12 protein-coding genes are annotated in these 12,997 nt (G+C 58.3%); 11 read left to right on the top strand and 1 reads right to left on the bottom strand.

Going from position 1 to position 12,997, the window contains the following annotated elements; translation table 11 throughout:
• The first annotated feature begins 90 nt into the window (after window positions 1-90).
• From ribD to ribBA, 3 genes are all read left to right on the top strand, one after another.
• Window positions 91-1,200 (top strand): bifunctional diaminohydroxyphosphoribosylaminopyrimidine deaminase/5-amino-6-(5-phosphoribosylamino)uracil reductase RibD, encoded by a 1,110-nt coding sequence (gene ribD, locus VF684_RS00930; RefSeq protein WP_139439980.1) that lies wholly within the window; start codon window positions 91-93, stop codon window positions 1,198-1,200.
• A gap of 55 nt (window positions 1,201-1,255) precedes the next feature.
• Window positions 1,256-1,909, top strand: coding sequence for a riboflavin synthase (locus VF684_RS00925; protein WP_139439981.1), 654 nt, complete (start codon window positions 1,256-1,258; stop codon window positions 1,907-1,909).
• Window positions 1,910-2,058: 149 nt separating this feature from the next.
• Window positions 2,059-3,168 (top strand): bifunctional 3,4-dihydroxy-2-butanone-4-phosphate synthase/GTP cyclohydrolase II, encoded by a 1,110-nt coding sequence (gene ribBA, locus VF684_RS00920; RefSeq protein WP_139439982.1) that lies wholly within the window; start codon window positions 2,059-2,061, stop codon window positions 3,166-3,168.
• 57 nt (window positions 3,169-3,225) lie between these two features.
• Here ribBA and VF684_RS00915 read toward each other — a convergent pair whose 3' ends face one another.
• Entirely contained in the window at window positions 3,226-4,452 is a 1,227-nt protein-coding gene (locus VF684_RS00915; RefSeq protein WP_201911536.1) for a S1 family peptidase, read from the bottom strand.
• Window positions 4,453-4,665: 213 nt separating this feature from the next.
• On the opposite strand from VF684_RS00915, the gene ribH reads away from it, so the two are divergent.
• From ribH to VF684_RS00875, 8 genes are all read left to right on the top strand, one after another.
• A complete protein-coding gene (gene ribH / locus VF684_RS00910) occupies window positions 4,666-5,136 on the top strand; it encodes a 6,7-dimethyl-8-ribityllumazine synthase (protein WP_005338866.1) in 471 nt (156 codons plus the stop codon).
• A 14-nt stretch (window positions 5,137-5,150) separates the two neighbouring features.
• Window positions 5,151-5,564 carry a transcription antitermination factor NusB gene (gene nusB / locus VF684_RS00905; protein ID WP_005343514.1) on the top strand — a complete coding sequence of 138 codons (414 nt, stop codon included), beginning with the start codon at window positions 5,151-5,153 and terminating at the stop codon, window positions 5,562-5,564.
• 57 nt (window positions 5,565-5,621) lie between these two features.
• A complete protein-coding gene (thiL, locus tag VF684_RS00900; protein WP_100654855.1) occupies window positions 5,622-6,581 on the top strand; it encodes a thiamine-phosphate kinase in 960 nt (319 codons plus the stop codon).
• Window positions 6,578-7,072 (top strand): phosphatidylglycerophosphatase A family protein, encoded by a 495-nt coding sequence (locus VF684_RS00895; protein ID WP_021230380.1) that lies wholly within the window; start codon window positions 6,578-6,580, stop codon window positions 7,070-7,072. Before thiL ends, VF684_RS00895 begins: the two co-directional genes overlap by 4 nt.
• A 487-nt stretch (window positions 7,073-7,559) precedes the next feature.
• Window positions 7,560-9,284: a dipeptide ABC transporter ATP-binding protein gene (locus VF684_RS00890; RefSeq protein WP_005358467.1), complete on the top strand. Its 1,725-nt coding sequence runs from the start codon at window positions 7,560-7,562 to the stop codon at window positions 9,282-9,284.
• A gap of 70 nt (window positions 9,285-9,354) precedes the next feature.
• Window positions 9,355-10,911, top strand: coding sequence for an ABC transporter substrate-binding protein (locus VF684_RS00885; protein ID WP_042054176.1), 1,557 nt, complete (start codon window positions 9,355-9,357; stop codon window positions 10,909-10,911).
• Window positions 10,912-11,010: 99 nt separating this feature from the next.
• Window positions 11,011-11,985: an ABC transporter permease gene (locus VF684_RS00880; protein WP_376898925.1), complete on the top strand. Its 975-nt coding sequence runs from the start codon at window positions 11,011-11,013 to the stop codon at window positions 11,983-11,985.
• Between the two features lie 4 nt (window positions 11,986-11,989).
• Window positions 11,990-12,931, top strand: a complete 942-nt coding sequence (locus VF684_RS00875) for an ABC transporter permease (protein WP_019445927.1) — start codon at window positions 11,990-11,992, stop codon at window positions 12,929-12,931.
• Window positions 12,932-12,997 lie beyond the last annotated feature (66 nt).

Below are 12,997 nucleotides of genomic sequence, written 5' to 3'. Positions count from 1 at the left end.
TTCTCACCCATGTTGCCGCGTCCGATTACGCTGCGCTAATCGAACCTACGATACTGCGTAAAGTCGAGATGTGTTGTCAAAGGAGCCCGGATGTTTAGTCAAGATGATTACCAATGGATGAGTCGGGCCCTCGAGCTGGCCCGCCGCGGCCGTTACACCACGGCCCCCAACCCCTGCGTCGGCGCCGTGCTGGTCAAAGATGGCGTGGTGGTTGGCGAAGGGTGGCATCAGAAGGCGGGCGAGCCCCATGCCGAGGTCTATGCCCTGCGCGCCGCCGGTGACAACGCCCGTGGTGCTACCGCCTATGTGACCCTCGAACCCTGCTCCCACCATGGCCGTACCCCTCCCTGCGCCGAAGCGCTGATCAACGCCGGCGTGGCCCGGGTGGTGGCGGCCATGGTCGATCCCAATCCCCAGGTGGGTGGGCGTGGCCTGCGGATGCTCTCCGAAGCGGGGATCAAGACCGATTTCGGCCTGCTGGCGAGCGAAGCGGAAGCGCTCAACCCGGGCTTTTTCAAGCGGATGCGTACCGCCTTCCCGCGGGTGACCGTCAAGTTGGGAGCCAGCCTCGATGGCCGCACCGCCATGGCGAGCGGTGAGAGCCAGTGGATTACCTCCCCGGATGCGCGCCGCGATGTGCAACGACTGCGGGCCCGCCACGATGCGGTGCTCTCCAGCGCCGAAACCGTGCTGGCCGATGGCGCTTCCCTGACCGTGCGCTGGGACGAGCTGCCCCCCTTGGTCAAGGCGAGCTACCCCAAAGAGACCCTGCGCCAGCCGCTGCGAGTCATCGTCGATTCGCAAAACCGCCTCACACCCGACTTGCCGCTGTTCCAGAGCGAGAGCCCGGTGCTGCTGGCCCGTCACAAGGCGTCTGGCGAGTGGCCCGAGTGGGTGCAGCAGTTGGAGCTGCCGCTGCTGGATGGCAAGCTGGATCTGGTCAGCCTCTTCATGCTGCTGGCCAAGCAGAACGTCAACTCGGTACTGGTCGAGGCGGGGCCGCGGCTGTGCGGCGCTCTGCTGGAAAAAGGGCTGGTGGATGAGCTGGTGCTCTATCAGGCACCCAAACTGATGGGTGACGAAGGGCGTGGCCTGTTCCATCTGCCGGGTCTGACCCGGCTGTTCCAGGCCCCCAAGCTTGCCATCAAGGATGTGCGCATGGTGGGGCCGGATATTCGCATTACCGCCAAAATAGCCTGATTTATCAATGTTCAAGGGGGCATAATCAGCCCCCGTCATCAGCAAGGTGATCTGCATGTTTACCGGAATTATCGAAGCGGTGGGAACCCTGGCCGAACTGCGCCGTCAGGGCGACGACATGGCCCTCACCGTTCATGCGCCGCATCTCGACTTCAGTGACGTCAAACTGGGCGACTCCATCGCCACCAACGGCGTCTGCCTCACCGTGGTGGCGCTGGGCGACAAGAGTTATATCGCTGACGTGTCGCTGGAAACCCTGTCGCGCACCGGTTTTGCCGCCGCCAGGGTGGGCGATCGGGTCAACCTCGAGAAGGCACTGATGCCCACCTCCCGCCTCGGCGGCCATCTGGTCTCCGGCCATGTGGATGGGGTAGGGGAGGTGAAAAGCGTCTCCAGCAGCGGCCGCGCCATCGAATACTGGATCAAGGCGCCGGGCGAGCTCTCCCGCTATATCGCCGAGAAGGGCTCCATTGCGGTGGATGGCATCAGCCTGACCGTCAACGCGGTGCAGGGGGACCTTTTCCGCCTGACTATCGTGCCCCACACCGCGCAGGAGACCACCATCGCCAGCTGGAAGCCGGGCCACAAGGTCAACCTCGAGGTGGATCAGATCGCCCGCTATCTGGAGCGGCTGATGATGGGAAAAAGTCAGGAGAGCAGCGCCTCGACCCTGACCATGGAGACGCTGGCCAAGGCCGGTTTTCTCTGACGGTGTGCTCTGTATCTGGCCACCAAAACGATTTTCTGTGATCCCGCTCTGATTGAAATGGAGCCGCTAGCCCCAATCTAGAGCAACATACACACGCATTTGCGTTGAGCCTGCGGGCTCAACCCCCAAGCACACTGATGGAGTAGCCCATGGCGCTGAGCACAACCCAGGAAATCATTGCCGATATCAAGGCTGGCAAGATGGTGATCCTGATGGATGACGAAGACAGGGAGAACGAAGGGGACCTCATCATGGCCGCCTCCTGCGTCCGTCCGGAGGATATCAACTTCATGGCCCGCTACGGCCGTGGCCTCATCTGCCTGACCCTGACCCGGGATCGCTGCAAGCAATTGGCGCTGCCGCTGATGGTGGATCGCAACAATGCCCAGTTCTCCACCGCCTTCACCGTCTCCATCGAGGCGGCCGAAGGGGTGACCACAGGTATCTCCGCCGCCGATCGCGCGGTGACCGTGCAGGCCGCTGTGGCGCCCAATGCCAAGGCGGCCGATCTGGTGCAGCCGGGCCACATCTTCCCGCTGATGGCACAGGATGGCGGCGTGCTGACCCGTGCTGGTCACACCGAAGCGGGCTGCGATCTGGCCCGTCTGGCCGGTTTCGAGCCTGCCGCCGTCATCGTCGAGATCCTCAACGAAGATGGCACCATGGCGCGCCGTCCGGATCTGGAGGTGTTCGCCGAGGAGCACGGCATCAAGCTCGGCACCATCGCCGACCTTATCGAGTACCGCAACCAGCACGAGACCACTGTCGAGAAGGTGGCCGAATGCAAGCTGCCGACCGAGTTTGGCGAGTTCGACCTCATCACCTTCCGCGACACCATCGACAATCAGGTTCACTTCGCCCTGAAAAAGGGTGAGGTGCAGGCCGACCAGCCGACCCTGGTGCGGGTGCACCTGCACGATGTGCTGAGCGATCTGCTGCTGACCGACCGCCACGCCGCCCGCAGCTGGCCGCTGCCCAAATCCATGGCCCGCATCGCCGACGAAGGCGGGGTGCTGGTGATTTTGGGGGCGGAATCCCACGGCGCCGAGCTGCTGGCCCGGGTCAAGGGTTTTGAAGCCGCCGACAAGGGGTTGGCACCGGAAGGAGCCAAGTGGCAGGGCACCTCGCGCCGGGTGGGCGTCGGTTCCCAGATCCTCAAGGCCCTTGGTGTAAGCAAGATGCGCCTGCTGAGCTCGCCGAAGAAGTACCATGCCCTCGGTGGTTTCGGTCTGGAAGTGGTTGAGTTCGTCGGCGAGTAATTAATCTTTGTAGGATAAAAAAGATGACGCCATGGCGTCATCTTTTTTTCGTTGGTTTCAACGGCGACGCCGCAGCCAGGCTATTGGTATTAGTAACAGTGCTGCTAGACCGATAGAACCACCGCCGCCACCGCCACTACCTGATGTGGTTGTCGGCTGGGAGGGTTGGACGGGTTGCGGTGTAGGTTCAGGGATGGGGGCTGGTTCTTCTTTTGTTGTGATACCTATAAGTGCTGCTTCAAGTGTTGAAGCTCGTCCAGCAATGGTACTTTTCATACTAATGATTTCGGCACGAATAGAGTCAACAGCGTATTTGCCATCGAAACGAACGCGAATTGTGCAATCTTGGCCCGGTTTTAGTTCAACGTTACAGTTATTGGCTATTCCAGGTGCAGTAGTTACCAGATCACTCAGGGTTGCGTTGAACATGGTGCGGTTGACTAGTCTATATTCTGCCCAGCGGCTCTGGTTTGCCGGAACATTCAGTCCGCGTAGTGATGTAATGGTAATGTTGTGTTTTTGTTCGTTTATCCAATCGGCCAAAGCAGGTGCATAAGTGTATCCCCCTGCGGCTCCGGAAGCACATGGAAAGGCCCCATAGCTAGTGATGCCGACCAGCTGTCCCATATAAACCAATGGCCCCCCGCTATCGCCTTTGCAGGAGTCCTGCATCACGGTCTGTCCGGCAAAGATATGGCTCAGGGTTGTGTCTCCATACCATCTGTCCCTGTCGCCTTGATAAGGGAGGTCAATAGTCTGCAGTACTGGACTGTCAATAGTGGCCTGCGGATTGATGCCGCCATAACCGTAGGTTCGTAGTTGAGTTGGCCCAACCCATGTGTCTTTGGTATTTAATGGCGCCACAGTGATAGGAGCATTGGCTGTGGGTGTTGCCAAGTGCAGCAGGGCAATATCTTTTTCAAAGGTTGGAATATCAAAACCGAGGGATTTCAGGCGATTGACCAGATATTCGGTATTCATCAAAACTTGATCAATCGAAGTCCGTTGATGGGATTTGCTCAAGTCAGTTACGCCGATGACGACTTCCATCTTGCCTACTTGCGGGTTTTCTACACAATGGGCTGCTGTGACGACCCACTCACGATCGATAAGAGTACCGCCACAGTAGTTGAACCATGTTCCATTAACATTTTCCCCAATGGCAACCATCCAGCTGGGAGCGGTAGTACCACTGCCGCCAATAATGCGTGGTGTGCTATTTGCGTGAGGCGATATAGCTGCGATGATTGCAGATATCAATGCCGCACGTTTTAAATACAACATTTCGAACTCCTTTCAGTGTGTTTTTATTTTACCGCACTGGAACGATGCGGTTGTGGGGGGGGAGTATTATGGGTCTTATTGACTGGCTGTGGAAAAAGTTAATAGATGGAATTTGTCGGAGTTATGAAGCTGGTTTTTGTCGTGGGTCTGTTGTGCTAGAATGTGCGCACTTTTGACTCCGGCCCTTTTGATTGCACAGATACAGGATTTCCAATGAAGGTTATCGAAGGAAATATCGCCGCTCCTGAGGCGCGCGTTGCTATTGTTGTTGCCCGTTTCAACAGCTTCATCAACGACAGTCTGGTGAACGGCGCGGTGGACGTACTGAAGCGTCAAGGTCAAGTGCAGGACAGCAACCTGACACTGGTAAAAGTGCCGGGCGCGGTTGAAATGCCATTGGTCATCAAGAAGCTGGCCAAGAGTGGTCAATACGATGCCATCGTGGCGGTCGGTACTGTCATCCGTGGCGGCACCTACCACTTCGACCTGGTGGCAAACGAGAACAGCAAGGGCATGGCCCAGGTAATGATGGAATATGAAATTCCCGTTGCCTTCGGTGTGCTGACCACTGAAAACATTGAACAAGCCATCGAGCGTGCAGGTACCAAGGCGGGTAACAAGGGTGCAGAGGCTGCACTGGCAGCGCTCGAAATGATCAACGTCCTGAAAGAACTGGACGTGTAACGAGGAGAAGTACATTGAAACCGTCTGAGCGCCGTAAAGCCCGCCATTGCGCCACCCAGGCCATCTACCAGTGGCAGATGACCAAGGCTAACGTGGGTGACATCGAAGAGCAGTTCAAGATCGATCAGGACACCAAGGGTGTAGACCTGAACTATTTCCGCGATCTGCTGTTCGGGGTAGCCCTCCACTGCAGCGAGCTGGACAAGGTGTTTGCACCTTTCCTCTCCCGTCCGCTGGAAGAAGTGGACATGGTGGACAAGGCGATCCTGCGTCTGGCGACCTACGAGCTGACCCGTCGTGATGATGTACCGCCGCGCGTGGTCATCAACGAAGCGATCGAGCTGGCCAAAGCTTTTGCTGCCGATGACAGCCACAAGTTTGTCAACGGTGTACTGGACAAGGTGATCAAGTCGCTGAACAAGCGTTGATCCTGCTGTCCGTCAGCATCTAAGAGAGGAGCCAGCTTATTGCTGGCTTTTTACTGTATGGGTGAATTTGAGCTGATTGATAAGTACTTCAAGGTCCCCCACGCCCGCAAGGACGTGGTGATGGGCCCTGGAGATGACTGTGCCCTACTGACCCTGCCCCCCGATACCCAACTGGCGGTGAGCACCGACACTCTGGTGAGCGGCGTACACTTCTTTCCCGACATGGATCCGGTGGATCTCGGCTACAAGGCGCTGGCGGTCAATCTCTCCGATCTCGCCGCTATGGGGGCCGAGCCGCGCTGGGTGTCGCTGGCGCTGACCCTGCCCGCCATCAACGAAGGTTGGGTTGCCGGGTTTGCCGAAGGGTTTCTGGAGCTGGCCGAGTACTACAATGTGGCGCTGGTGGGCGGAGACATGACCCGCGGGCCGCTCTCCATCACCATCTCGGTGAAGGGATCGGTGCCTGCCGGACGAGCCCTGATGCGCAGCGGTGCCAAAGCCGGTGACGGCATCTATGTGACCGGCACTCTGGGAGATGCCGCGCTGGCGCTCTCCCACCTGCTGGGCAAACGCACCCTCAACGAGAACCAGCTGGCTGCGGTGCTGCCACGGCTCGACCACCCCCATCCCCGTATTCTGGCCGGTCAGGCCCTGCGCGGACTGGCGGGCAGTGCGCTGGATCTCTCCGACGGGCTGGCATCGGATCTCGGCCATATCCTCAAGGCCTCCGGCGTGCGGGCCCAGATCGATCTCGATCTGCTTCCGCTCTCGCCGGTGCTGCAGGATGCGGTGAGCGAGCAGGAGGCGTGGCAACTGGCGCTGGCCGGTGGCGATGACTACGAGCTCTGCTTTACCGTACCGGAGGAGCACCGCGGCGCGCTCGATACGGCGCTGGCCCACAGCGGGGTCAAGTTCAGCCGTATCGGCCGCATCGTGGCGGGCGAGCCGGGCATCGACTACCAGCGTGGCGACCAGGCGGTCGAGCTGCAACTGAAAGGGTGGGATCACTTCGCATGAGTTTGTTCAGGATAAAGCCCGAGCTGACACGACTGGATCTGAAAAATCCGCTTCATTTTTTGGCGGTGGGGTTTGGTTCCGGTCTCAGCCCCAAGGCGCCGGGCACCATGGGCACCCTGGCGGCCATTCCGCTCTACCTGCTGGTGAGCGGGCTGCCGACCTATTGGTTTATCGCCTTGCTGGCGGTGGGTTTTGTCGTGGGGATCCGTATCTGCCAGAGCGCCACCGATGCCATCGGTATGCCGGATCATGGCGCCATCGTCTGGGACGAGGTGATCGGTTTTGGCGTTACCATGATCGCCGCGCCTGCCGGCTGGGAGTGGGTGGTGGCGGGCTTTGCGCTGTTCCGGTTGTTTGACGTGCTCAAGCCCTGGCCCATCTCCTGGTTTGATCGCCGGATCCACGGTGGCCTGGGCATCATGCTGGACGATCTTATCGCCGGCCTGTTCGCCCTGTTTTGTATGCAATTACTGGCATTCTGGCTCGGTTGAGAGCCACCTTCTGGGGGATGACCGTTCTGACATCCCCCGATTTATATCTGCTTAATTTTCATTCATCGGCATATGCTGCCGTTTATCATCCATTTCACATAAATATTCACTACTCATTCGGGGCTGGTGATTGTTTTGGAAATAGTGATAAATGCTGCTTGTTGCGTTGTTGTTGAAATTAAAGTAATGATACCAATAGATGTGCGGACGCACCGGCCATTTGTGTGATGAAAATCATCATTTAACTCTGCCGAATTGGTGGTTATCTGCACAAAACATTGCGGAATTGTATAACTCAATCATTTACACCCGTGGTCAAACCGTCTAAGTTACTCGCGGGTTATTCCAAAAAAATGCAAAAAACCCGCCCGGATCGCTGGTTTCGCTGCCTCATGGATTGAGCAAATATTGCCCAAGGTAACAACCGGCATCTGCGGCTGATTTACGGATGAATTATTTGGGACGGATGTCCCCCGCAGAGGTAAACATGTCCTTGCTCGAAGTAAAGAACTTGCGGATCGAGTATCCCTCCCGCTACGGGGTGCTGGCCGCGGTGAAGGATCTCTCTTTCTCTATCGAAAAGGGTGAGATTGTCGGGGTGGTCGGTGAATCCGGCGCCGGCAAGTCCACCATCGGCAACGCCGTTATCGATCTCCTGAGCCCGCCGGGTCGCATCGCCCGCGGTGATATCTATCTCAATGGCGAGCTCATCTCCGGCAAGAGCCAGAACGAGATGCGGGCCATCCGTGGCTCCCGTATCGGGTTCATCTTCCAGGACCCCATGACCTCCCTCAACCCGCTGTTCACCGTTGAGCATCAGCTGGTGGAGACCATTCTGGCCAATACCGACCTCTCTCGTGAAGCTGCTTTTGCCAAGGCGCTGGAGCTGATGGGGGCGGTGGGTATTCCGCAGCCGGAGCTGCGCATCAAACAGTATCCGCACCAGTTTTCCGGTGGTATGCGTCAGCGGGTGGTTATCGCCATTGCGCTCTCCTGCGATCCGGAGCTGATCATCGCCGATGAACCGACCACGGCGCTCGACGTCTCCATTCAGGATCAGATCCTCCAGCTTATCCGCGCCCTCTGCAAAGAGCGTCAGGTGGGCTGCATGCTGGTGACCCATGACATGGGCGTGGTCTCCAACGTTACCGACAAGGTGGCTGTGATGTATCGCGGCGATCTGGTGGAGTTCGGCCTGACCGAACAGGTGCTGGGCAGCCCCAATCACCCCTATACCCGCAGCCTCATCTCGGCGGTACCCCGCTCCGATGTGAAGCTGGTGCGTTTCCCGCTGGTCTCCTATATCGAGGATGCCAGTGCGCCGGATACCAATATCGACCTCAAGACCCACTGGCTCGGCCAGAGTCAGGACGAGCGTGCCTATGAAGGGGCGCTGCTGCGGGTGGAGAACGTCGATCTGAAGTTCGTCACCAAGGACTCCATCTTCCCGAGCCGCCGCCAGTATGTACGTGCCTGCAACAACATCAGCTTCGAGATCTTCGAAGGGGAGACCTTCGGTCTGGTGGGGGAGTCCGGCTCCGGCAAATCGACCATTGCCCGCGCCATCACCGGTCTCTATCCGCCTGATACCGGCAAGATTTTCTTCGAGGGGATCGATCTGACCGCTCTCAAGAGCGAGCGCGAGCGTCGCCCGTTGCGTCGCCAGATGCAGATGGTGTTCCAGAACCCCTATTCCTCGATGAACCCGCGGATGAAGGTACGCGACATCATTGCCGAGCCGATCCGCTTCCATCAGCTGGCGAGCAGCGAGAGCCAGATCGAGGGGATCGTCGGCGATCTGCTGGATCACGTCGGTCTTGGCCGCGGTGCCGGGGTCAAGTATCCCCACGAATTCTCCGGCGGCCAGCGTCAGCGCATCTCCATTGCCCGCGCCCTGGCGACCCGGCCCCGCTTCCTCATCTGCGACGAGCCCACCTCGGCGCTGGATGTGTCGGTGCAGGCCCAGATCCTCAACCTGCTCAAGGATCTGCAGCAGGAGCTCAAGCTCACCATGTTGTTTATCAGCCACGATCTGCCGGTGATCCGCCAGATGTGCGACCGCATCGGGGTGATGCAGCACGGTCATCTGGTGGAAGTGGCCGAGACCGAGAAACTCTTTACCAATGCCGAGCATGAGTACAGCCGCAAGCTGATCTCCCTCATGCCGGAGTTCAAGGGAATGTCCCGCGAGGGGCTGGAAATCGCAAGCTAGGAGAGCGCCGGTGCGCCGGTCTGCTTGTCAAAAAAAGTGTCATAAGAAAGCCAAAAGCATGGAGAACAAGATGAAGAAAGGATTGTCCAAGATTGCCCTGGCGCTGTTTGCCGCCGGTTTCGCCTTCAGTGTCTCAGCCGCTGATATCAAGGTGGGTGTCGCTTCTGACGCCACTTCGCTGGATCCGCAGGAGCAGCTCTCCGGTCAGACCCTGGAGATGTCGCACCTGGTATTCGATCCCCTGATGCGTTACACCCAGGACCTGCAGTTCGAGCCCCGTCTGGCCGAGAAGTTCGAGCGTGTCGATGACAAGACCGTCCGCTTCCACCTGCGCAAAGGGGTCAAGTTCCACTCCGGTAATGACTTCACCGCTGACGACGTGGTGTGGACCGTCAACCGCCTGAAATCCTCCGTCGACTTCAAGGCGATCTTCGATCCCATCAGCGAAGTGAAGAAAGTCGATGACTACACCGTCGATCTGATTACCGCCAAGCCGTTCCCGCTGGTGCTGCAGACCGTCACCTACATCTTCCCGATGGACTCCAAGTTCTACACCGGCAAGACCGAAGCGGGCAAAGACAAGGCCGAGATCGTCAAAAACGGCGACTCCTATGCCTCTACCCACGTCTCCGGTACTGGCCCGTTCACCGTCAAGTTCCGCGAGCAGGGTGTGAAGCTGGATTATGCCCGCAACGCCAACTACTGGGATAAAGCTTCCAAGGGTAACGTCGAGAACCTGACCGTGGTGCCGATCAAGGAAGATGCGACCCGTGTTGCAGCCCTGTTGGGTGGCGACGTGGACATGATCTATCCGGTTGCGCCGAACGATCTGGAGCGTGTGAAGAATGGCAAGGACTCCCAGCTGGTTACCCTGTCCGGTACCCGCGCCATCATCATCGAGCTGAACCAGAACACCAACCCGGCGCTGAAAGACAAGCGTGTACGTCAGGCCATCAACTACGCCATCAACCAGGTGGGTATCGTCGAGAAGATCAACAAGGGCTTCGGTACCCCTGCTGGTCAGCTGAGCCCGAAAGGCTATGCCGGTCACAACGAGGCGCTGGTGCCCCAGTATGATCTGGCCAAGGCCAAGGAGCTGATGAAGGAGGCCGGTTACGAGAAAGGCTTCAAGATGACCTTCATCTCCCCGGCTGCCCGCTACGTCAACGACGTCAAGATTGCCCAGGCTGTCTCCGCCATGCTGGCCAAGATCAACATCAAGGTGGATCTGAAGACCATGCCGGTGGCCCAGTACTGGCCCGAGTTTGACAAGTGCGCCGCAGACATGCAGCTGATCGGCTGGCACTCCGACACCGAAGATACCGCGAACTTCTTCGAGTTCCTGACCTTCACCAAGGACGCCAAGACCGGTATGGGTCAGTACAACTGCGCCGGTTACGCCAACGCCGAAGCTGACAAGCTGGTGATGGATGCCAACGCCGAGACCGATCCGGCCAAGCGTGCCGAGATGCTGAAAAAGGTCGAAGCCATGCTGATCGAAGATGCTGCCTACGTGCCGTTGCACTGGGAAGATCTGGCCTATGGCGCCAAGAAGAACGTCGACATCAAGCCAGTGGTCAACGTGATGAACTTCCCTTACCTGGGTGACCTGGTGGTCAGCAAGTAAGAGAACGTCGCAAGGAAGGACGGGGCGGGGTGGTCAGCTGGCCACTCCGCCCACTAACAGAAGCCTGTGCCACGACACAGGCCACGTAGAAGGACAAGCATGTTTACATTCCTGCTGAAACGGTTCTATCAGGCCGTGATAGTGATGTTCGTCATCAGCCTGGTCGCCTTCTCCATCCAGGATAACCTGGGTGACCCGTTGCGCGAGCTGGTGGGACAATCCGTCTCTGAAGCCCAGCGTCACGAGTTGCGCGAGAAGATGGGCCTTAACGATCCCTTCCTCATCAAATACAGCCGCTTTTTGAAAAATGCGGTGCATGGGGATTTGGGCACCTCCTATTTCTTCAAGCGACCTGCTCTCGAGGTGATCCTCGACAAGTTGGTGGCTACCCTTGAGCTGGTGTTTGCTGCCGCGCTCATCATCGTGGTGGTCTCCATTCCACTTGGTGTTTATTCGGCGATCCGCCCGCACAGCATTCCCACCAAGATCATCATGGCGGGGAGCAGTATCGGCATCTCGATCCCGGTATTTTTGACCGCCATCATGCTGATGTACCTCTTCTCCATCCAGCTGGGCTGGCTGCCGGCCTATGGCCGCGGCGAGACCCGTAACCTGCTGGGCTGGGAGTCGGGTTTCTTCACTTGGGATGGCATCCTGCACCTGATCCTGCCGGCGGTGTCCCTCTCCTCCATCATGTTGCCGCTGTTTATCCGGCTGGTGCGCTCCGAGATGCTGGAGCAGCTCTCCTCTGAATACGTCAAGTTCGCCCGTGCCAAGGGGCTGGACAACAACAAGGTCTACTATCAGCACGCTCTGAAGAACACCATGCTGCCGGTTATTACCGTCGGCGGGGTGCAGATCGGCACCATGGTGGCCTACACCATTCTGACCGAGAGCGTGTTCCAGTGGCCGGGCACCGGCTTCCTGTTCCTTGAGGCGATCCACCGGGTCGATACGCCCCTCATCACCGCCTACGTCATCTTCGTGGGACTGATCTTCGTGGTGACCAATACCCTGGTCGACCTGCTCTACGGGTTGATCAACCCGACCGTTAACCTGACTGCCAAGGGGTAAGCGCATGACTAATGCTGTAACTGCAAGCCCAAGCCGTTGGGCACGTTTCAAGAACTCTGACATCGTCTACTACTTCCTGCGGGACAAGGTAGCCATGTTCAGCTTTGCGGTGTTCGTGGTATTTGTTCTGGCGGCGCTGCTGGCGCCCTGGCTCGCCCCGCACAACGTCTATGACCAGACCAGTTTTGATCTGATGGATGCCGAGTTGCCTCCCTCCTGGCTCGAAGGCGGCGAGGAGCGTTTCTGGCTCGGTACCGACAACCAGGGGCGGGATATCTGGAGCACCATTCTCTATGGTGCCCGTATCTCCCTCACCATCGGCCTGTTTGCGGTGGCGCTGCAGCTGGTGCTTGGTATCGTCATCGGTCTGATTGCCGGTTACTTCGGTGGTCGTATCGACAACCTGCTGATGCGTTTTGCCGACGTGCAGCTGTCGTTCTCCACCATGATGGTGGCGATCATCATCTCCGCTATCTTTCAGGCAACCTTTGGCTCCGAGTTCTACTCGAAGTTCGCCATCATGATGCTGGTGGTGATCATCGGGATCGCCGAGTGGCCGCAGTATGCCCGTACTGTGCGCGCCTCTGTGCTGGCGGAGAAGAAGAAGGAGTATGTGGAAGCGGCCAAGGTGATGGGGTTCCGCGCCCCGCGCATCATGTTCCGCCACATTCTGCCCAACTGTTTGTCGCCCATTCTGGTCATCTCCACCGTGCAGGTGGCCAACGCCATCATGAGCGAGGCGGCACTCTCCTTCCTCGGTCTGGGAATGCCGGTCGATCAGCCCTCGCTCGGTTCGCTTATCAGCGTCGGCTTCAACTACATCTTCTCCGGCTCCTGGTGGATCACCGCCTTCCCGGGTATCTGTCTGGTGGTGCTGGTGCTGGTCATCAACCTGCTGGGCGACTGGTTGCGGGATGTATTTAACCCGAAGATTTACAAGGGTTAACTCCGGTCAGAAGTGAAGATACAAGAAGGGCGCCATCAGGCGCCCTTCTTGTATGTTCTTTAACTA

Source organism: Aeromonas sp. Lyrl_2 (genome assembly GCF_051948815.1).
Classification (GTDB): Bacteria; Pseudomonadota; Gammaproteobacteria; order Enterobacterales; family Aeromonadaceae; genus Aeromonas; species Aeromonas veronii.
This window is presented reverse-complemented; position numbering and strand designations above follow the sequence as displayed.